Here is a 20,560-nt window from a genome sequence, read left to right as displayed (position 1 = left end):
AAGTGGAAATCAAATAGGGTAGGAGCCGGCCGGGCGCGGTGTGGCCCGTAGTGTGCTGCATTCCTGCCCGACTACAGCGGAGCGGCTATTGCTTTGCTGGCAGAGCGTAGGCAAGCAGAGCAGCACCCAGCGGCTGCAGACTTAGCGTGCCCATTGCTACAGTGGCTTGCTTGGCGCTGAACGTCAGCTGCGGCTGGGTGGCTTGGTAGCCCAGCACGGTAGTATGAAACGTGTAGCGGCCAAAGGGAATATTGGTGAGGCGGAAAGTACCGTCGGCGCGGGTTTTGGCGCTGCAAACCAGTGTTTTACCACCGTTGCTGACCAGTACCACGTTGGTGCCCGGTATGGGTTCGTGGGTGTCAGCGTCCCGCAAAACACCGGTTAGCGTGGCATAGCGAGGAGCGGGGGCCGAACCTTGTACGCCGGAAATCAGCAGGACTACGAGCGACAGGGCAGCGAAGGCCCGGAGAAAAAGGGAAGAGTTCATGAGAAGGAAAAAATGAGGAAAATAGGGGCAAAGGCCAGCCAGTGCGCGTCCAAACAGCCGCGGGTCTGTTCCGGGGTACAAGGCCGGTCGATGCAAAAAAGGGGGAAGGTCAAGCCCAAAAAGCGGTTGCCGATGCAAATGCTTGTGGGTCAAGGCCCCAGGTGGCTAGGGCATCTCCGGGAAGCGGGTAATCTGAAGCTGGCTTTTTGACCCGCTTCCCGCTAGGTGGAGTAGAAGAACAGAACAAAGATACTGTATGGTACTATGTGATGCAAGGTAGTTTTAAAATTTAATTTCATTTATCTGAAATTACTTGCATTCCGACGGGCAAATGGGGTAAAAATAGGAGTATGGATGCTCCTTACTGCACTATTGCTTGCATCACGGTAATAAGATGGCAGCTACTGGCAAAGGGCTGCCTACTGCCGCAATTATTTTTGTGTGGTGCCTACTCTGCTGTAATAAATATCTGATATTCAATAGTATACATATCAAAAAAAAGACTCACAGCTTGGCTCAACACCAGACTGTGAGTCTTTTCTTGCGGCCTGTGTGACTCGCAAGGGCAAGCAAAGGCTGCTATTTGCCCGCTTTCACCTCCTGCCCGTTACGAAACGTAACTTTTTTAGTCACTGCCTTGCCATCGGCGCCATAGTAGAGCCACACGCCCGTTTCCCGGTTGTTGCGGAAGGCGCCGCTTATTTCCGTGGTGCCGTCTTCGCGCAGTTGGCGGTAGGCACCGGCCCTGAGGCCTTTCACATAGGTGGTTTCGGCTTTTAGCTTGCCGGAACTGTAGAACTCCTGACCGAGGCCGGTAGGCCGTCCGTTCTCGTGTAGCAGCTTCGTCTGCAGCGCCCCGTTGTTATGATACGTCAGCTTGTCGCCGCCAAGCTTGCCGTTTACATACGATTCCTGGGTTTGCACCTGCTTGCCACCGGGGAAAAACGTGCGCCACGTACCGCTGGGCTGTCCGTTCTTATAAAGCTGCTCGGCTTTGGGCAAGCCGTCCTCAAAATACAGTGTAATCTTCCGGTCCCGGGCCTGATTCGAGTACTCAATGGTTTGTTCCGGCTTTCCCGATTCATAAAAGTCCTGCTGCGGGCCATTCAGCACGCCGTTGCGGTAGGTCATCCGGCTCTTAATGGCACCGCTTTCATAGTAAGCCTTGGCGGGCCCTTCCAGGTTGGCCGTGCCTCCGGCCATCTGCCGGGCCTGCTTCGTGAGGTCGTCGCCCAGTGGGTTCTTGATGGCCCGCCCATTCAGCGTGGAGGCCACATACGTGCCTTCGGTGCGGAGCTTGCCCGAGCGGTAGTAGCTGTGGTAGCTGCCCCGGCCAGTGCGGTCGGCCAGCACTTCCGTTTCTACCTGGCCATTGTCGTAATACGTTTTGTAGGGGCCCGCCAGCAGCCCCCGGCTGAAGGTTGCTTCGCTTTGTAGCTGCCCGTTCGGAAAATACGTTTTCACTGGGCCGTTAGCCTGCCCGTTTTCGTAGCTTATTTCCGCTTTGGGCTTGCCCGTAGCATATAGCTCGCGCACCACGCCGGCCGGCTGGCCGTTGGCCAGCGTTGTTTCCAGCTTCACCTCGCCGCTGGGGTGGTAGTAGCGCAGTATGCCGGTGGGCTGGTCGGCTTCGTAGGTGCCTTCCTGCGCCACCTGCCCCGATTCGTAATACGTTTTGAACGGACCCTGGCGCACGCCCTGGCTATAGGTGACTTCCAGGCGACGCTTGCCGCTGGGATGAAACTCTACGTAGGCACTGTCGCGCTTGCCGCCCGCGTAGCGCGTTTGAGCCTCCAGCTTGCCCGAGCGGTACAGGCGCTTGTAGGAGCCTTCCAGCACGGTATCGGCCGCCACCAGCGCCGAGTAAATTTCCCGCTTTCGGGTGTTGGTAGAGTCATAATACGAAATCAGGCGGCGTAGCTTCTGCGCCTGCGCGGCTTCGGCAACCAGTAGTAGAAGGGCCGCGAAAAGCCAGAAACGGAAAGAAAGCAACATCTTCACTGTAGTCAGGAAATAGAAAAAGAAAGCAGAAAACGGGGTAATAGCCACCGCACTGCTGCAAACGCCAGGCCAGCCGACTTTCGTTTGCCAAAACGAAATAGCAAATAAAAAGCCGCTCTGGACAGAGCGGCTTTTTACGCATCCGGAAGCAGCACCGAAAACCTGTGCCGCCGGAAAATTCGGAATTACATTCTTTCTACTACAATGCTCGAAGCGCCGCCGCCGCCGTTGCAGATACCGGTAACGCCGATTTTGCCGCCTTCGTTCTGCAGCACATTCAGGAGCGTCGTCACGATGCGGGCGCCGGAAGCGCCCAGCGGGTGGCCCAACGATACGGCTCCACCGTACACGTTTACCTTCGTGCCCTCCAGGTTCAGCAGCTTGTTGTTAGCCAGCGAAACGACCGAGAAAGCCTCGTTTATTTCGTAGAAATCCACTTCACTGGCTTCAATGCCCGCGTGCTTCAGCGCTTTCGGAATAGCCAGGGAAGGCGAGGTAGTGAACCACTCGGGAGCCTGCTCGGCATCGGCGAAGCCCCGGATTTTGCCGATAGGCTTCACGCCCAAGGCTTCGGCCTTTTCCTTGCTCATGAGCAGAATAGCCGCCGCGCCATCATTCAGGGTCGAGGCGTTGGCGGCCGTCACGGTGCCGTCTTTGGTGAAGGCCGGACGCAAGCCCGCCACTTTCGAGAAATCTACCTTCAGGTATTCCTCATCGTCTTCAATAACGGTGGTCTTGCCCCGGCTCTCGATGGTTACGGGCACGATTTCGTTTTTCTTCTTGCCCTCTTTAGCCGCTTTGGCACTCCGCGTGTACGACTCGATGGCAAAGGCATCCTGGTCTTCGCGGGTGAAGCCCATTTCCTTGGCCGTATGCTCGGCCGCGTTGCCCATAGCGTAGTCGTTATAGGGGTCCCAGAGGCCGTCCTTCATCAGGCCGTCTATCATCTGGCTGTGGCCATACTTGGCTCCAAAACGGGCTTTGTCGAGGTAGTAAGGCACGTTCGACATGCTTTCCATGCCCCCGGCCAGAATCACATCGGCCTGGCCCAGCATGATGGCCTGAGCCGCAAACATAATGGCTTTGGTGCCCGAAGCGCAGACCTTATTAACGGTCGTACATTCAACAGTGTCAGGCAAGCCGGCTTTCTTGGCGGCCTGACGGGCCGGAGCCTGCCCCAGATTGGCCGAAATAACGTTGCCCATGATAACCTGCTCGACTTCCTTTGGGTCGACGCCGGCTTTCTCCAGCGCCCCTTTCAGGGCAATAGCGCCTAGGTCAGTAGCCGACACAGAGGCCAGACTGCCACCGAAGCTGCCAATTGGCGTCCGCACGGCCGAGATGATATATACTTCTTTGATTTGCATAAGCGAGAAGGGTGGGCGTTAAGGGTGAGTGACGAGTAAAAGTACGAATTGTGCCGCTTGTAGCCAGCAAGCCCGTTCCGGAGCCCCCGCTTGGCGGGCTCAAGCCCAAGCCCGGCGCCCATTGCCAGCCCGGCCACCAGGCCTGACTACCGCGAGTTTGCCGCAGCTGAGTGCCTACCAGGTTGGTTTTTTGGGGTCTGCCTTCTGACCAGCGCGGCGCGGACGCTGCTGCAGATACTGCTCTTCGGCGGTTCGCAGGGCATCCAGCAGCTGCCGAGCCTGCCCCGCGCTCAGATTCATCTGCCGTAGCCGCGCCCGTTGCGTTTGCAGGTGGGTTTCATCCAGCGAAGCCTGTTCCGTGCCAGCTTGGCGCTGGGCTGAACCGGTTTTTTCGGCGTCATCGGCGGCCGTGCTTATGCCGCGGGTAGTGCCGGGCTGGCTGCCCTGGGCCACCCGCTGCCGCGCCCCCTGCCCCAACTGAAAGGTTTCGTTTGTCTGAATTCCGGCTTCGGGCAGGCGTTGTCCGGTCGGCGGGCGCTGCCCCGAAGGGTCTGGGCGTTGCTCGGCGGCACTGCGCGGATCTTCTGGCTGGTTGGGGTTGTTGCGTTGGCCCGGACGGCCTGGGCCCGGCTGTGGGCGCGGCTGGTTGGCTGGATTTTTTGCGCCAGCGGCGGCACCTTGGTTTTGCGGCTTGGGGGCAGGCGGTATGCGGGGCTCATTCGGATGCTGGGCCAGATAGTCGCGCACTACTTCATAGTTGTAGCGGGCTTTGGCATTGCTTGCATCCGCCAGCAGTGCCTGGCGCAAGAGGCTTACCGCTTGTGCATACTCGCCTGCCTGAGCTGCCAGCACTGCCAACTGCTGCCGGGCTATGCTACGAGTGGCGGCCACCTGGCTCGTCAGCAGCCGTCCATAGTAAGCACGGGCCTGCGAAGCATCACCGGCCCGCGCATAGGCATGACCCAGGTTCAGAACAACGGCTTCGTCGGTAGCCCCCAGTTCGTGCAGAGCGCGCCGATACAAGCGGCTCGCGCCTGCAAAGTTGCCCTGCCGGTAAGCCGCCTGGGCTTGCTCTACCACTAGGTTACGGTCCCGAATGCGGGTCAGGCTGGTCCAGCCCGGTAGCGCCAGCATCAGTAGTAGAAGCAGAGTTCTCACGGTCGAATTACTCTTGTCGTAAGCACTATATCCAGGACAAGCAGAAGCAACGCCATAATAAGGGGATACCGGTACCGGTTATCAGCCACTGCTATGGTCCGTACCGTATCGGTTTGCCCTTCCATCCGGTTGAGGGCATTCACCAGGAGCGGAAATTCATTTCGGCGCTCTGAAAGCTCAAAGTATTGTCCGTTCGTCTGTTCAGCCAAGCGGCGCAAAGTTGTCGGATTAAGTCGGCTAATCACCTCTTGGCCCCGGGCATCGCGCAAGTAGCCACCGCCGGAGGGGCGAGGCAAGCGGGTTCCTTCGAGCGTGCCTACGCCCATGCCGAACAGGCGTACCCCCGAGCGGGTCAGCACGCGCAGCGTTGGCTCCAGATTTTCGCCAAAGTCCTCCCCATCACTGATAACGACTACCGCCGTAACGCGGGGTGGACTGCCCACGGCCACCGGCGTGGCCCCGATACGGGCCAGGGCCAGCTCCAGGGCCGGCGTGAGGTCCGTGCCGGCTGCCGCTACCAAGTTCGTTCGTAGCGTATTCAGAAAGAGCTGCAGGGCACTCTGGTCGTAGGTAAGCGGGCACTGCACGAAGGCGTCGCCGGCAAAAACAATCAGGCCGATACGGTCGGCCTGAAACCGGTTGACTAACACGCCTAGCTCGGCTTTTACTTTTTGCAGCCGCGAAGGAGCCACATCCGCCGCATCCATCGACCGGGATACGTCGACCAGCAGCCACACGTCTTTCCCCGCAGTTCGCACCGGTTGTTGGGTCACACCATACGCCGGCCCCAGCAGTGCCAGCAGCAGCAGCGGAAAATACACCAGCCGTAGCCCCAGCTTCCAGCCGATCCGCCAGCCCCGTTGACCGAGCGGCGCGGCCAAACGACGGGTGCGTAAGGTATAGCCCACGTACAAAACGAAAAAAAATACAGCTCCCAGCAGCTCAATCCAAGAAAACGAATTTGCCCAATTCATACGGTCAGCGCCAAACTCAACTGATTAGGATTCATATAGAAACGCGGGAAAGAAGCTATGATAACGCCCAAAGATAAGCTGCCAGCTTTTCTTGAGCCGGAGTCAAAAGTGAAGATATTTTTTGGCGGGAGAGTTTGTTTCTGCGTTCTGCTCGTATATTTGCACACCCTTTCACCAGAAAGGCACTTGTCTAGGAGAGATGGGTGAGTGGCTGAAACCAGTAGTTTGCTAAACTGCCGTAGCTCTAAAGGTTACCGGGGGTTCGAATCCCCCTCTCTCCACCACAGGTTTTTCAGAACCTCGGGCAACCGAAATTCTGAAAGTTTCCCTTCATCGGGCTGTTCTTAAGAGAAGAACGATTCCCCGCATGTCTCGGGGTGTAGCGTAGCCCGGTATCGCGCCTGCTTTGGGAGCAGGAGGCCGCAGGTTCGAATCCTGCCACCCCGACAGTAATTGTCTTCGGCTTGCTGAAGTAAAAAAGGCCTTCCGATTTTATCGGAAGGCCTTTTTTGTAAGCACGTAGTTGTCCCGTACCTTTACCGGATCAGTTGTATTTGCCTCGTTAGCTCAGTTGGATAGAGCGGCTGCCTTCTAAGCAGTAGGCCAGGAGTTCGAATCTCTTACGGGGTACTCACCCGCCACGGCAGTTGCCGGGCGGGTTTTTTGTTGGGGAAAATCCAAACAATCAGAGGAAAATCAAACAGAAAAACAGCGAGCTGCAACCTGACTGCTTGTAAAGCGTTGTTCTTATAGCACGTCCAACAAGTAGAAGATCCATACTGCTACCCGTGTTGGTCGCACAGGTTCTTACTGCGTGGTTTTCCGGTCAAACAGCCTTCTGGTTGAATCTTTTTGCGAAAACTGTTACCTTGGGCAGTGAAGAGGGTTTCATCTTCACTCTAAACAAACCACCCCGGCCGTTTTGGCCTTACTTTTTCACTTACAATTAATTTTTTCCTTTCAAATGAAAAGACACTTACTCTCTCTGACTTTCCTTTGCGGACTAGGCCTCTCGGCCCAGGCGCAGAGCAAATGGACCTTGCAGAATACGACCAACCCCGAGACTCCTCCACAGTACTTCTCTCGGCAGATGCACACCGTGAGCGACCAAGTAGCGTGGCAAATTCTGCAGGAAGGCGCTGCGGGCTCTGCGGCCACCAACTTGTCTAAGACCTCGAATGGTGGTGCTACGTGGGTTTTCAATTCCATTATCGGTGCTCCTAATTATGAAGCCGCCAGCATTCACGGTATCAATGGAACCACTGCCTATGTGGCCCAGTATTTCGGTTCCGGTGGTGGTGAGATCCTGAAGACCGTTGATGGCGGGGTTACTTGGACTAAAACAACTAATGCTACCCATTTTCCAGCGGCGGCCGGTGGCTTTGCCAACTGGGTGTATTTCTTTGACGCCAACAACGGCGTTACCCTCGGCGACCCTACCAACGGCTCATTCGAGGTGCTCACAACCAGCAATGGTGGTACCATCTGGACGCGCGTTCCAGCCGCTAATTTGCCCACTCCGCTGGATGCAGAGGAGTATGGCCTCGTTGGCTCTTACACAGCAATAGGCAATACCATCTGGGCCGGAACTAGCCATGGCTCGTCACCGGCACGTATCTTAAAGTCTACGAACCGGGGCCTGACCTGGACGGCTTCGGCGCCGACTCCGCTGTTGGGAGCAGTTAGCAATATTGCGATGACTGATGCCAACAAGGGTATCGCCTTCAACAGTGGTGACCTTGTTGCTACCACCGATGGCGGCGCAACCTGGAAGACTGTATCCTACAAGGGTAACTTCAACCACTTCGATATTTCAGCTTTACCGGGTACCAATGCTATTGTTAGCGTTGGCTCGTCCGTTCCTACTGCCCAGACTGCCGCTGACTACGGCTCGTCCTATTCCGTTGATAACGGCGCGACCTGGATTGATATCGACCGTGGTCAATATCGTTCGTCCGTTGACTTCATCAGCCGCACGGTGGGGTATGCCGGCGCTCAAACCGATGCGAATGGTGCCGGTGGCGTGTACAAAGCTACTGCCACCACGGTTGTCCTGGGCAACCGCAATGCTGAGCTGCAGAAAGAAATATCAGTATATCCTAACCCCAGCGCTTCGGGTGTATTTCAGCTGAAGCTCAACTCGGGCATCAAAGCCGGTACCGACGTGCGGGTATTTGATGCGCTGGGCCGTCAGGTGCTGAATCAGCAGTTGAATGCTACCACCGTTGCCTCGCAGCTGGCTACCATCGACATGAGCAAGCAGAAAGCGGGTCTCTACACGCTGGAGCTGCGCACCGCCGCTGGTGTCGCTCAGCAGAAGCTGGTGATTGAGTAACACTCTTTTACCCTAGAAAAGCCCTTTCCATCACGATGGAAAGGGCTTTTTTGGTTTTTGGCTCTACCAAAATGACTTCTGCGACTAGCTTGTTGAGAAGATCCGTTGAATACTTTTGTTCGGCCATAAAGGAGCAACTACTGCTAAAGGCCCCGAGCAACCATATTTGGCTGTTCAGTAGGAAGAGTGATACGTCAGTCAGCCTTTTTGCAGGATGAGTATGTTCGTTACGCCGGGACGATAGGCGCAACAAAGCTCCAAAAATCCAGTAGTAAAAAGCAATTGGTACGCTCTGGGTTTCGGCGAGTAGCACCTGGGTTTTAACCAGCCAAAACTGCCTGAAAGCTGGCAAAAACCGGATAAAATAGGTACCTTTGGATGTTAGTAGAAAGCTGAAATAATAGCGTCTTACATGAGCGAAACGAAAGAAAAAAGAGCCGACGATCAGTACTCCGCCGATAGCATCCAGGTGCTTGAAGGCCTTGAGGCAGTACGTAAGCGTCCCTCCATGTATATCGGCGATACGGGCGTTAAAGGGTTACACCACTTGGTGTGGGAAGTAGTCGATAACTCCATCGATGAAGCCCTCGCCGGCCACTGCGACCGAATTGAAGTAACCATCAACGAGAATAACTCCGTTACCGTGCGCGACAACGGGCGCGGCATTCCCGTGGATTTTCACCACAAGGAAGGTCGCTCGGCGCTGGAAGTAGTACTTACGGTGCTGCACGCCGGCGGCAAGTTCGACAAGGACTCCTACAAGGTATCCGGCGGCTTGCACGGCGTGGGCGTAAGCTGCGTAAACGCGCTGAGTCAGGATTTGAAGGTGACGGTGCGCCGCAATGGGCACGTGTACCAGCAGGAATACAAGATTGGCGTTCCACAGTACCCGGTGAAGGAAATCGGGGACACGGAGGAGCATGGCACGCAGGTAGAGTTTTTGCCCGATAGCTCGATTTTTACCGAGTCGGTTTACAAATACGACACGATTGCTAACCGTTTGCGCGAGCTGTCTTACCTGAATAAGGGAATCCGCATCATGCTCACCGACCTGCGTGAGAAAAACGACGACGGTACTTTCCTGGGCGAGGAGTTCTACTCGCAGGGCGGTCTGAGCGAGTTCGTGCAATACCTCGACAGCGGCCGGCAAGTGCTGATGCCCAACCCGATTCACGTCGTGAGCGAGAAAGGTGGCACTCCGGTAGAAGTAGCGCTGCAGTACAACGACTCGTATCAGGAGCACATCTTCAGCTACGTCAACAACATCAATACTATTGAGGGTGGCACGCACGTAGCGGGCTTCCGCTCGGCCCTGACCCGCACGCTGAAGGCCTACGCCGACAAATCGGGAATGCTGGAAAAGGCCAAGGTGGAAATTCAGGGTGATGATTTCCGCGAAGGCCTCACTGCCGTTATTTCGGTGAAGGTGCAGGAGCCGCAGTTCGAAGGCCAGACCAAAACCAAGCTGGGCAACTCCGACGTGAGCGGCGCGGTGAATACGGTGGTCGGTGAAATCCTGAATCAGTACCTGGAAGAGAACCCCAAGGAAGCCCGGATTATTATCGAAAAGGTGATTCTGGCGGCCCGGGCCCGGATTGCGGCCCGCAAGGCCCGCGAGATGGTGCAGCGCAAAACCGTGCTGGGCTCCAACTCGCTGCCCGGCAAACTGGCTGACTGCTCGGAATCGGATCCGGCTATCTGCGAACTGTATCTGGTGGAAGGTGACTCGGCTGGTGGCACTGCCAAGCAGGGCCGTAACCGGGCGTTTCAGGCTATTCTGCCACTACGAGGCAAAATCCTGAACGTGGAGAAAGCCCAGGAGCACCGCATCTACGAGAACGAGGAAATCCGGAACATGATTACCGCCCTCGGCGTGAGCTTCGAGAAGAAGACGGACGAGGACGACGGCAGCACCACCCGCTCGCTGAACCTCGACAAACTGCGCTACCACAAAGTCATCATCATGACTGATGCCGACATTGACGGCTCGCACATCCGGACGCTGATTCTGACGTTCTTCTTCCGCTACATGCGCGAGTTGATCGACAAAGGCTACATCTATATTGCCCTGCCGCCGCTGTACCTGGTGAAGCGTGGCAAAGAGGAGCGCTACTGCTGGACGGAAGAGGAGCGTATTGCCGCTCAGGCGGATCTGGGCCGTGGTAAGCCAGAAACCGTGAACGTGCAGCGCTACAAGGGTTTGGGTGAGATGAACGCCGAGCAGCTCTGGACGACAACCATGCAGCCGGCCACCCGCTCCCTGAAGCGCGTTGATGTAGAGTCGGGAGCCGAGGCCGACCACTTGTTCGCCATGCTGATGGGCGACGAGGTGCCACCCCGCCGCGACTTCATTGAGAAAAACGCCAAATACGCCAAGCTGGACGTATAGATTGCTGAATAGTAGAAAAGCCCGCTTCGTACGGGCTTTTTTATTGTGCCTACCCCAATATGTCAGGCACTACTAACGGGCATGCTGTATCTGGCGTCTACTTATTGAAGCATCGTGCGTGCAGTAGTAATCAAGGTTGCTTTGGCGGTGGAGATGCTTCGGTAAGCGGATGATAGGTCAAGCAGGGCGGTCTACTAAAATTCTTCCGAAATAGTATGCGTCAAAATATTGCGTCCGGGGCACCCTGGGAAAGTATCGTCGGCTACTCGCGGGCCGTGCGTGTGGGCAATGTGGTGGAAGTAGCCGGGACCACGGCGCAGGATGGCGACTCGGTGGCGGGCACGACAGCCTACGTGCAAACCAAGCGGGTGCTGGAGAAAATAGCCGAAGCGCTGGCCGCCGCCGGAGCCGCACTGACGGACGTGGTACGCACCCGGATTTATACCACCGATATTACCCAATGGGAAGAAATAGGTCGGGCGCACGGCGAATTCTTCGCCCAGATCAGACCCGCCGCGACAATGGTCGAAGTGCGGGCGCTAATCGACGACCGGCTGCTGGTCGAAATTGAAGCTACGGCCATTATTTCCTGACCTTATTTTAGGCCATTGCGCGGCCGTACTGCGTATCTTAGCCCGAATTACCGCCTCGCCATGAAATTATTCAAATCTGCCGACCTCATTCGCAAGAGCAAGTACATCAGCCGGGACCTGAGCTGGCTGCGGTTTAATTATCGGGTGCTGGATATGGCCAAAGACACTAGCCGCACCTTGTTTGACCGGCTGCGGTTTCTGGCTATTACCTCCTCCAACCTCGACGAATTCTTCATGATTCGCGTCGGGTCGCTCTACAACTACCTGGACTACGGGAAGGAGCGGGTCGACTACTCGGGGCTGCGGGAGCTGCCTTTCCGGCGCAAGCTGCTCGATTTTGCGCATCGCTTCATCAACGATCAGTCGCTGACCTACCAGAATGAGTTGAAGCCGCAGTTTGAGCGCAACGGCTTCAACATCATGCGCATGCACGAGCTCACGGAGCTGGAGCTGAGGAAAGCCGAGGGCTACTTCAAGAACACCATTTTTCCGTTGCTCACCCCAATGGTGTACGACTCGTACCACGGCTTCCCGCTGATGATGAACCAGATGCTCATCTTCGGGGTCGTGACGCGCACCGGGCCCGACAGCGTGATGGACAACGGCCACGAGCGGCTCACCTTCGTGCAGATTCCGCAGAACCTGTCGCGCTTCTTCGAACTGACCCGCAAAGACAAGGTCATCTTCGTCCCGATTGAAGAAATAGTGCGGGCTAACCTGCCCAAGCTGTTTCGGAACGTCGAAATCGTATCGGCCGACTTATTCCGCATCACCCGCAACGGTGACTTCACGCTGGAAGAGTCGGATGATATTGACGTGGACTTTATCAAGGAAATTCAGGTAGGCCTGAAAACCCGTAAGAAGGGCCGGGTGGTGCGGTTAGAAGTCGAAAACGACGCTTCGCCGGTGATGATGGCCGTGCTGAAGGAGCGTTGGAAAATTGACAACGGCAACGTCTTCGTCATCACGTCGCTCATCGACCTGAAAGGCCTATTACAGATTCTGAAGCACCCTAACTTCCGGGGCAAATCGACGCGGCAGCCCGTGCCGGTGGTGCCGTTGAGCTTGCCGGAAGGCGCGGAGGAAAACCTGTTCGAGTTTCTGAAGCACCACGATGTGCTGCTGCATCATCCCTACAACAGCATCGAGCCGGTGGTGCGGCTGCTGGAGCAGGCCGCCGAAGACCCGCACGTGCTGGGCATTAAGCAAACCATTTACCGCCTCGCCGACGACTCGCGCGTGACGGCGGCACTGCTGAAGGCGGCCGAAAATGGCAAGCACGTGTCGGTACTGTTCGAGGTGAAAGCCCGCTTTGATGAGGAGCGCAACATCCGGGAAGGCTCGCGGCTGGAAAAAGCCGGCTGCTTCGTGATTTATGGGGTGTCGAAGTACAAGACGCACACCAAGATGCTCATGATTATCCGTAAGGAAGGCGAGAAGGTGACGCGCTACGTGCACATCGGCTCGGGCAACTATAACGAGCAAACCAGCAAAATTTACACCGACGTAAGTTTGCTTACGACCAATGACGTGTACGGGCACGACGTGTCGGAATTCTTCAACGTTATCACCGGCCACTCCCAGCCCGACGACTACGAGTACCTGATTACGGCGCCCAAAGACATGCGCCAGCAGCTGATTCACCTGATTCGGGAGGAAATTCGGAATGCCAAAAAGGGGCTGCCAAGTGGTATCGTTATGAAGATGAACTCCTTGGAGGACAAGGAAATAATCGATGAGTTTTATAAGGCCTCGAAGGCGGGCGTGCCGGTGCGGTTTGTGGTGCGCGGTATTTGCTGCCTGCGGCCCGGCCGCCCGGGGCTGAGCGAGAACATTGAGGTGCGCAGCATCGTGGGCGACCTGCTCGAACACTCGCGGCTATTTTACTTCCACCAGGCGGGCAACCCGAAAGTGTACGCCGGCTCGGCCGACATTATGGTGCGCTCCTTCGACCGGCGTATTGAGGCGTTGTTTCTGATTATGAATCCGCAGCTCAAGCGGGAGGCTATCAGCATTCTGATGCTCAACCTGCTCGACAACCAGAATGCCTACCTGATGCGGGAAGACGGCGCGTACGTGCGCAACCGCCCCGCCGTGGACGAGCCGATTGTGAGCGTGCACCGCGACTTTTACCGGCGCGACGAAGACCGCCTGGCCGCTGCTACCCCGGAAGGATTGGTGCACCTGCTGTTTGAGCTGACCCGCCGCAACCTGAAAGAGGCTGCCGCCGCTGCAAAAGAGGAAGAAACCAATGAGTTGCCCGAGGAGTGCAGCGACCTGCAGGAAGACGAGCACGACGAGCTGACCGATCAATCGGCGGAGGAAGTGGCAGCCGTGCAGTCGCTGGTAGAAGGGGAGCCCGACGACCAGGTCGACTTTGCGAATGCCTGAGTTGCCGGCATGGAATAAGCAAAAGGCCCGTAGCACTAGGTGTTACGGGCCTTTTGCTTATTCCATGCCGTTGGTGCGGCTGGGTATGGATGCCAGCGGCACATGCTCGGACACGTTATTGAGCGGGCTGATTTCGTCGAAATGCTGCTCGAATAACGTTTGAAGCATGCCGTCTTTCAGGCCGATATCAGGCACGATCATCTGGCTGATATTGGCCCATTCCATGGCCGATAAGTAGATGTGGCCGGCTGGCACGATGACGTCGGCGCGGTCGGGGTTTAGCATGGCCACGTTCACGCGCTCATCCATCGTCATGCTGGTCAGCTTATCGAGCACGGTGGTCATGCGCCGGCGCGTAACGGGCTTGTCGAGCGAAGTTTGCGAGAGGCTGTAGAGCTTGTTGATGTTGCCGCCGGTGCCGATGGCGCGCGTGACGTGGTACTTGCGGCCGTTTTCCTTCACCCACTCTTCCATGCGCTGCCAGGTGCCATTGAGCGCCTCGCTCGACAGGCCGGATTCTTCCTGCTGCATGCGCCGGATGGAGCCGACCTCGAACGATTGGGACGCCACCTTGCGCCGGTCGTGGTAGATGTTGAATTCGGTGCTGCCGCCGCCCACGTCGATGTGGAGGTAGTGTTTGTTGTCTTCCAGCAGATGCTCAATCACACGGTTGATGTAGCCGGCTTCCGCCTGCCCGTCAATCACCTGAATCGGCATATTGAGCTCCTTCTGCACGCGGGCCACGATTTCGGCTGCATTGGTGGCCGTGCGCATGGCCGACGTAGCACACACTAGGTAGTGGGCCACATCGTGCACTTCCATCAGCAGTTTGAGGGCGTGCAGGAATTTGACGAATTTCTCTTCCCGGGGCGCTGAGATGCGGCCGGTAGCGAAAACATCTTCGCCCAGCCGCAATGGGTAGCGCACGTACTCCACGCGCTTCAGGCGGTACCGGTCGCCGTAATGAAGAACTGCTGAAATCTGGCAACGGACGGCATTGGAGCCAATGTCAATAGCGGCCAGTTTCAGTAGAGGATACTCCATTAGGAAGGCAGAAAAGATGGAAAGAGAAATCAAAGATAGCCGTTTGCGGCAAGCAGCTTCCCTTTTTTCAAATTTCTCCGGCCACTACCCGCCTATTCGTCCGGCTTTGCTCACAATGACCTCGCCTTCGAGCCAGTTTTTGAACGCGCCCGCCTTTTCCCGGCTGATGAGCACTTCTTCCGGGGCCTCGGGGTGCAGATCGAGCTTCAGCTTGCCGTTGAAGTAGGGGTGCAGGCGGCGCACGGCGCTCAGGTGGGTGAGCAGCTGGCGGCTGGCCCGGAAAAACTGCTGCGGGTCGAGCAGGCGCTCCAGCTGCTCCAGGCTGTAGTCGAGCACGAAGCGGCGGCCGTCGCGGCCCACGAGGTAGACCAGCTCGTGGCGGGACTGGAAGTAGGCCACTTGCTCCACATCGAGGGGAAGCAGCTGCTCGCCGCTGGCCACCAGAAACCGGGTTTTGTAGGGCCGTCCCGTCAGCGGCAGACTGTCGAGCAGGCGCTCCAGGCGCTGGCTGCCCTCAATCGGCGAAAAGGCTGCCCGCAGGTCGTGGTACTTGGCCAGCGCCGTGCGTAAGTCTACCAGCTTAATGGGCTTGAGCAGGTAGTCGACGCTGCGCACCCGGAATGCTTTGATGGCGTACTCGTCGTAGCTGGTGGTGAAAATGATGGGGCTGGTGAGGCCCACCTGGTCGAAAATCTCGAAGCTCAGACCATCGGCAAGCTGAATGTCGGACAGAATCAGGTCGGGCGCGGGGTTGCGGGCAAACCACTGCCGGCCCGCCGCTACGCTGCGTACTACGCCCAGCACTTCGGCGCCGGGGGCAGCTTGCTGGAGCAGCCGCTGCAGCCGCTCGGCGGCGGGGTATTCGTCTTCAATCAGCAGAAGCCTCATTTTTCAGGTTGAATTTCGAGTATCCTCAGACCGTCCTGCTGAGCTTGCCGAAGCATCTCGCTCGCTTCGTCTGAATGCCATTGCAACGTCGGCACGCGAGATTCCTCGGCAAGCTCGGAATGGCAGTAGAGTAGAAAAATTAGCTCAGCAGCGGGACGCGGACGGTGAACAGGCCGTTTTCGCGCAGCACTTCCACGGGGTGTTCGAAAAGCAGGCGGTAGCGGCTGATGATGTTGCGCAGCCCGACTTTGGTGGATTGCTCGAGGCCGGTTTTGGGCTGCACGTTGTTCTGCACCCGCACGTAGGTGTCGTCGGTTTCGGTGTAGAGCGTTACGCACAAGGGGCTTTCCGGGGAAATGACGTTGTGCTTGATGGCGTTTTCGACCAGCATCTGCAGGCTCAGCGGGGCCACGCTGGTGGCGTAGGCTGCCGCGGAAATCTGGTGCTCCACCTGCAGATCGTCGCGGAAGCGGGTTTTGTTCAGGTACAGGTAGGCCTCCACGAAGGCCATTTCCTCACACAGGGGCACGGTGGTTTTGTCGCGGCTGAGCAGCACGTAGCGGTACACGTCGGCCAGCTGCTCGAGGTAAGTGTGGGCCGGCTCGTTGTCGTCCTCAATCAGGGCGGCCAGGGTATTGAGGGAGTTGAACAGGAAGTGCGGATCGAGCTGGCTGCGCAGCGTTTCCAGCTCCGACTAGATGCCGGCCCGGGCCAGGGCTTCCGAGCGCTGCAGGTTTTTCTTCCACTCCCCGAAAAAATAGATGCTCTCGTAAAACGAGGTGACCATGAGCGTAGGCACCATCTTGAGCAGAAAACTGCTGAAAATTCCGCCCTTGGGGCAAAGCGGCACCGTAAAAATCAAGCGGTGAAACTCGTTCAGGAATACCGTGGCCAGGAACGTGAAAATGGTGCTGGTCAGCGTCTGCACCACCAGCCGGGAGGTCGTCTGGTCGTAGCGCGGAAATAGGCGGCGCATGAGCACGAAAATGGCCCGGTTGCCTTCCCAGAGCAGCACCGTAATAAAGAGCCCGAACAGCAGATTCAGCCCCAGCAGCGAGTCATAGCGCTGCGGCCAGCCATCGAAAACCACGTGCATAATGACGGCAACCACCGGAATGCCGATCAGGCGTAACCATTTGTCGTTCGTGGCGAATAAAATCAGGTGGAAGCGCGGCCCCCGGACCGGTCCGGGGGCCTACGGAAAGATAGTACTCTGACGATTCTTGTGCTCCGAAAATTCTGTGGATTCACCTGAAATTCAGCACCGGACGAATCGCCCGGCATAGTCCAGCGCGTAATTCAGGGCATCGTCCAGTAGGTCGTCGGGGGTGAGAATGGGCACCGGCACAAACAAGTGCAAGCTGAAGCGGTGCAGCACGGCCCCAAGGAGGTCTGCGTCGGCCAGCAGGCTGGTAAGCAAGGCGCGGGCACGCTGCGGCGCGCGGGGCCGCGAATGGCGGGCCGGGCGGCGGCTACTGAGGCGCGGCACCTGCTGCCGGGCGGCGCCGGGCGCCTGCTGAAGGGTGGAATACATGGGCCTGAGGCTTTCGGGGAGGAAAGGCAAGGGACGGCCACCGGACGCGGGCCCGGCGGCTAGAACGTCAGCCGGTAGAAGGGCACCGGCAGGAAACCCTGCTGGTAAGCCGTGCCGATCTGGTTGGTGCGCGGGTTGTAAGCCTGCTGAAACACGTTCTCCCGGTTCGACACGTTCTGCAGATCCACGGCTATTTCGTGGGTCAGCCGGGCACGGTTGATTTTGTAGCCTAGCTTCACGTCGGCCCGGAAGTACTGGTCCTGCTGCTGGCTGAAAGCCCGGTCGTACCTGAACACCGCCGCGCGGTTTTGGCTGGATGCTTCGAAGTTGATGGGCGTACTGTAGCGTCCGCCGGTGGTGGCCGCTTTCAGGCTCACGGTAAACGTGTTGCCCCGCTGGCCCAGCCGGAACTCGCGGCCCACCAAAGCATTGGCCACGTACCGGGTGTTGAAGGGCGTGTTGCGCTCAACTCCGTCGCTGCCTTCGTACTTGGAGTCGAAAATGGAGGTAGTGAGCAGGAAATAGTAGCCCTGGGCAAAGGCGCGCTCCAGCGTCAGCTCCACGCCGTAGTTTCGGCCGGTGCCCTCGTTCACGAGGTTGCCCTTGTTAGTGGGGGCAAAGTCAGCCCCTTCGGTCAGGCCGTAGAAGTAGCTGGGCGTGCGCTCCACGGGCGCGTCGAACAGCGCCTGGTAGTAGCCCTCAGTGCGCAGGCGCAGGTTGTCGGTGAGCTGCCGGTCGTAGGCCAGCACGAAGTGGTGGCTGCGGGTGAAGCCCAACCCCCGGTTAGTGAGGGCGTAGGAGCCGTCGGCCTGGCGACTCTGGTAGAAGTAGGTGAGCAGTGGCGACAATGAGCTGTGCAGGCCGTAGGCCGCGCTCAGGGTGCTGGCCGGGGTGAGTTGGTACTGCAACCCCGCGCGCGGCTCCACTACCGTGCTGCCGTTCAGCTCGAAGCGGGAGGCGCTCAGGCCGGCATTCAGGGTGAGCTGGTCCGTGAAGCGGTGCTTCCACTGGGCGTAGAGCTGGGAAAGGGCCGTGCTGCCGCGGGCGTCGCGCTCGGTTTGGGCTACGGGGTAGAGCTGTACCCCTTGGTAGTCGTACTGGAGCAGATCCACGATGGCCCCGGCCGTCACGTTGTCGCGGGCGCTGAGCTTATGGCTCACCAGCAGGTTGGCCGATATCTTATCCTGCACGAACTTGTTGCGCTCGGCCGGAATTTCGGCCAGCACCTTGCGGCCCGTGCGGTACAGAATGGTATCGGAGTCGAAGCGCTGGGTGGTGCGCGAGGCCGAGAGCGTGAGGCGGCCCACGGTCCGGTCGCTGAGGCGGTGCTCGTAGGACGCGGCGGCCATACCGGTCGAGAATTTGGGCCGGGAGTTGGAGTTCTCATCCCCGTACACGTCGGCCTTGGTCGAGTCTACATCCTGGCCCAGGAAGGTGATGTTGCTGCGGCCGCCCAGGGTCCAGGCGCTGAAGGTGCCGCGCTGGCCCACGGGAACGTCGGTTTTGAAGGTGAAGTCCTGGTACTCGGGCGTGCCGGCAATGTCGTAGCCCATGGCCTTGAGCACCGAGAAGATGGAGTAGCGGTAGTTGACGAGGTACGAGGACTTCGACTTCTTGCTGTAGGGACCTTCCGCACCCAGCTCCAGGCCATTGAAGCCAAGCTGGCCCAGATACTCATGCTTTTCGTCGTTGCCCTTGCGCAGGCGCAGGTCGAACACCGAGCCCAGGGCGTTGGCGTACTCGGCCGGGAAGGCCCCGGTCAGGAAGTCGGACTTGGCCAGCAGGTTGTTGTTGAGCATACTCACCGGTCCGCCCGTGGTGCCCTGGGCCCCGAAGTGGTTGGGGTTGGGAATGTTGACGCCGTCGAGGCGCCAGAGCAGGGAGGCCGGGGAGTTGCCGCGCACCACAATGTCGTTGCGGGTGTCGTTGGCCCCGCTCACACCGGCGAAGTTCTGGGCCATGCGGGCCGGGTCGCCGAGGCTGCCGGCGTAGCGGTTGGCTTCGATGGGGGAGAAGGGCCGGGCTGAGACGGAAGCCATTTCGTTGTTGGGCACGGTGCGGTCTTCGCTGCGCCGGTACACCACCTGCACTTCGTCGAGCTTCGTCAGGCGCTCGGTCAGGCTCAGATTGAGCACCACTTCCTTGCCGGCCGTCACGGTCACTTCGTTCAGCAGCAGGTCTTCGTAGCCGATGCTGGTGACGCGCACTTTCACCCGGCCCACCGGCACGCCCGGCAGGCGGAAGCGGCCGTCAGCGTCGGTGGTGCCGCCCAGGACGGGCTCCACGCCCAGCACCACCACGGTGGCTCCAATCACGGGGGCTTTGGCGGCGTCGTCGAGCACGGTGCCGCGGATGGTCTGGGTGGCGAGAGTGGCCGACTGGGCCCAGGCGGCAGACCCGCCGGTGGCGGTCAGCAGCAGGGTCAGGAAGAAGGAGAAGAGGTGTCGCATGGCCTTTGGCGGTTAGGTGATAGACCAAAGGTGATGCGCAAAGGCAGGCTGCGGAACAGGAATCCGGGTGAACCGTCGTCTGCCCTACCCGAACCGGCGCTGGCTTTGCGCGAACCGTCGGGCGGTAGCCGGGATTCCGGGATGATTTTTTGGTGGGATAGAAGGAAGCCGCCCTACCTTGTTCCGACCAATCCATCTTCCGCTTATGCCGCCTGATCTTTCCTATCTCACCACGCCGGCCGCGCCGTGGCTCAGTATTCTGTTTATCGGTACCACAGTATTAACCGCCGCATTGCTGGTGCGCGCAGTCCAAAGAGCAGGTATAGGCACTACGCCCTGGCTGCTGGGTATCGGACTATGGCTGACCCTGCAGGCAATAGTGGCCCGGACGGGCTTTTACCAGCAACTGCAAGCCCTGCCGCCGCGCATCGTTCTGTTCGGAATCGGGCCGACGGTGCTGGTGATCCTCTATTTGCTGCTCAGCCGGCGCGGCCGGGAACTGACCAGCCGCCTCAGTCCGGCTTCGCTCACGGGACTGAGCGTGGTGCGGGTGCCGGTCGAAATCGGGCTTTATGCGCTGGCTGGCCAGTATTTGGTGCCGGAGCTAATGACCTTTGCCGGGCGCAACTTTGATATTTTGGCCGGGCTGACGGCACCTCTGGTCGCCTACGCCTACGCCCGGGGCCGACTGGGACGCCGGGGAATGGTGGCCTGGCACTTGGCAGCCTTGGCGTTGCTGCTAAATATCGTGGTGCTGGCACTGCTGGCGGCGCCTACTCCTTTGCAGCAGCTGGCTTTCGAGCAGCCCAATGTGGCCGTAGTACGGTTCCCGTTCGTGTGGCTCCCGGTTTTCATCGTGCCCGTGGTAGCTTTTACCCATCTGGTAGTGTTGCGCCGACTGCTGACCCACCCTTATCCACGTGGCTTGACGACATAAAAAAAGCCCCGC

17 protein-coding genes and 3 tRNA genes are annotated in these 20,560 nt (G+C 58.5%); 8 read left to right on the top strand and 12 right to left on the bottom strand.

Annotated elements, in window-relative coordinates; all coding sequences use genetic code 11:
* Window positions 1-85: 85 nt before the first annotated feature.
* The 5 genes from E5J99_RS01225 to E5J99_RS01205 all read right to left on the bottom strand — a co-directional run bounded on the left by E5J99_RS01225 (window position 86) and on the right by E5J99_RS01205 (window position 5,921).
* Complete coding sequence (locus E5J99_RS01225) at window positions 86-487, bottom strand: carboxypeptidase regulatory-like domain-containing protein (RefSeq protein ID WP_135495887.1); 402 nt, start codon at window positions 485-487, stop codon at window positions 86-88.
* A gap of 579 nt (window positions 488-1,066) precedes the next feature.
* The gene (locus tag E5J99_RS01220; RefSeq protein WP_135495886.1) at window positions 1,067-2,482 is read right to left on the bottom strand and encodes a toxin-antitoxin system YwqK family antitoxin; all 1,416 of its coding nucleotides are present in this window, start codon (window positions 2,480-2,482) and stop codon (window positions 1,067-1,069) included.
* A 191-nt stretch (window positions 2,483-2,673) separates the two neighbouring features.
* Window positions 2,674-3,855, bottom strand: coding sequence for an acetyl-CoA C-acyltransferase (locus E5J99_RS01215; RefSeq protein WP_210114390.1), 1,182 nt, complete (start codon window positions 3,853-3,855; stop codon window positions 2,674-2,676).
* A 174-nt stretch (window positions 3,856-4,029) separates the two neighbouring features.
* Window positions 4,030-5,013 (bottom strand): tetratricopeptide repeat protein, encoded by a 984-nt coding sequence (locus tag E5J99_RS01210; RefSeq protein WP_135495885.1) that lies wholly within the window; start codon window positions 5,011-5,013, stop codon window positions 4,030-4,032.
* Window positions 5,010-5,921 carry a vWA domain-containing protein gene (locus E5J99_RS01205; RefSeq protein WP_167851921.1) on the bottom strand — a complete coding sequence of 304 codons (912 nt, stop codon included), beginning with the start codon at window positions 5,919-5,921 and terminating at the stop codon, window positions 5,010-5,012. The genes E5J99_RS01210 and E5J99_RS01205 overlap by 4 nt, the downstream gene beginning before the upstream one ends.
* 259 nt (window positions 5,922-6,180) lie before the next feature.
* Here E5J99_RS01205 and E5J99_RS01200 point away from each other — a divergent pair.
* The 4 genes from E5J99_RS01200 to E5J99_RS01185 all read left to right on the top strand — a co-directional run bounded on the left by E5J99_RS01200 (window position 6,181) and on the right by E5J99_RS01185 (window position 8,322).
* Window positions 6,181-6,271, top strand: a tRNA-Ser gene (locus tag E5J99_RS01200).
* Between the two features lie 89 nt (window positions 6,272-6,360).
* Window positions 6,361-6,434, top strand: a tRNA-Pro gene (locus E5J99_RS01195).
* Between the two features lie 109 nt (window positions 6,435-6,543).
* Window positions 6,544-6,617 (top strand) — tRNA-Arg (locus tag E5J99_RS01190).
* 334 nt (window positions 6,618-6,951) lie between these two features.
* A complete protein-coding gene (locus E5J99_RS01185; protein WP_135495883.1) occupies window positions 6,952-8,322 on the top strand; it encodes a T9SS type A sorting domain-containing protein in 1,371 nt (456 codons plus the stop codon).
* A 7-nt stretch (window positions 8,323-8,329) separates the two neighbouring features.
* Here E5J99_RS01185 and E5J99_RS21110 read toward each other — a convergent pair whose 3' ends face one another.
* A complete protein-coding gene (locus tag E5J99_RS21110) occupies window positions 8,330-8,674 on the bottom strand; it encodes a hypothetical protein (RefSeq protein WP_167851920.1) in 345 nt (114 codons plus the stop codon).
* A 60-nt stretch (window positions 8,675-8,734) separates the two neighbouring features.
* Between E5J99_RS21110 and gyrB the strand changes: the two genes are divergently transcribed.
* The 3 genes from gyrB to ppk1 all read left to right on the top strand — a co-directional run bounded on the left by gyrB (window position 8,735) and on the right by ppk1 (window position 13,695).
* The gene (gene gyrB, locus E5J99_RS01180) at window positions 8,735-10,711 is read left to right on the top strand and encodes a DNA topoisomerase (ATP-hydrolyzing) subunit B (RefSeq protein WP_135495882.1); all 1,977 of its coding nucleotides are present in this window, start codon (window positions 8,735-8,737) and stop codon (window positions 10,709-10,711) included.
* Window positions 10,712-10,926: 215 nt separating this feature from the next.
* A complete protein-coding gene (locus E5J99_RS01175) occupies window positions 10,927-11,304 on the top strand; it encodes a RidA family protein (RefSeq protein ID WP_135495881.1) in 378 nt (125 codons plus the stop codon).
* 60 nt (window positions 11,305-11,364) lie between these two features.
* Window positions 11,365-13,695, top strand: coding sequence for a polyphosphate kinase 1 (gene ppk1 / locus E5J99_RS01170; protein WP_245318659.1), 2,331 nt, complete (start codon window positions 11,365-11,367; stop codon window positions 13,693-13,695).
* Between the two features lie 57 nt (window positions 13,696-13,752).
* Here the strand turns inward: ppk1 and E5J99_RS01165 are convergent, their stop codons facing one another.
* The 6 genes from E5J99_RS01165 to E5J99_RS01145 all read right to left on the bottom strand — a co-directional run bounded on the left by E5J99_RS01165 (window position 13,753) and on the right by E5J99_RS01145 (window position 19,611).
* Complete coding sequence (locus tag E5J99_RS01165; protein ID WP_210114389.1) at window positions 13,753-14,739, bottom strand: Ppx/GppA phosphatase family protein; 987 nt, start codon at window positions 14,737-14,739, stop codon at window positions 13,753-13,755.
* A gap of 84 nt (window positions 14,740-14,823) precedes the next feature.
* Window positions 14,824-15,627, bottom strand: coding sequence for a LytR/AlgR family response regulator transcription factor (locus E5J99_RS01160; RefSeq protein WP_135495880.1), 804 nt, complete (start codon window positions 15,625-15,627; stop codon window positions 14,824-14,826).
* A gap of 139 nt (window positions 15,628-15,766) precedes the next feature.
* Window positions 15,767-16,306, bottom strand: a complete 540-nt coding sequence (locus E5J99_RS21735) for a sensor histidine kinase (protein WP_262712956.1) — start codon at window positions 16,304-16,306, stop codon at window positions 15,767-15,769.
* 15 nt (window positions 16,307-16,321) lie between these two features.
* A complete protein-coding gene (locus E5J99_RS21730) occupies window positions 16,322-16,738 on the bottom strand; it encodes a hypothetical protein (protein ID WP_245318658.1) in 417 nt (138 codons plus the stop codon).
* A 147-nt stretch (window positions 16,739-16,885) separates the two neighbouring features.
* The gene (locus E5J99_RS01150; RefSeq protein ID WP_135495879.1) at window positions 16,886-17,161 is read right to left on the bottom strand and encodes a hypothetical protein; all 276 of its coding nucleotides are present in this window, start codon (window positions 17,159-17,161) and stop codon (window positions 16,886-16,888) included.
* Between the two features lie 59 nt (window positions 17,162-17,220).
* Window positions 17,221-19,611 (bottom strand): TonB-dependent receptor, encoded by a 2,391-nt coding sequence (locus E5J99_RS01145; protein ID WP_135495878.1) that lies wholly within the window; start codon window positions 19,609-19,611, stop codon window positions 17,221-17,223.
* Between the two features lie 205 nt (window positions 19,612-19,816).
* On the opposite strand from E5J99_RS01145, the gene E5J99_RS01140 reads away from it, so the two are divergent.
* Window positions 19,817-20,548 (top strand): hypothetical protein, encoded by a 732-nt coding sequence (locus tag E5J99_RS01140; RefSeq protein WP_135495877.1) that lies wholly within the window; start codon window positions 19,817-19,819, stop codon window positions 20,546-20,548.
* Window positions 20,549-20,560: the final 12 nt, after the last annotated feature.

The sequence above is a fragment of the Hymenobacter elongatus genome (assembly GCF_004745955.1).
In the GTDB taxonomy this organism is placed as follows: Bacteria; Bacteroidota; Bacteroidia; order Cytophagales; family Hymenobacteraceae; genus Hymenobacter; species Hymenobacter elongatus.
The sequence above is the reverse complement of the archived record's forward strand: the minus strand, read 5'-3'. Positions and strand labels throughout refer to the sequence as shown.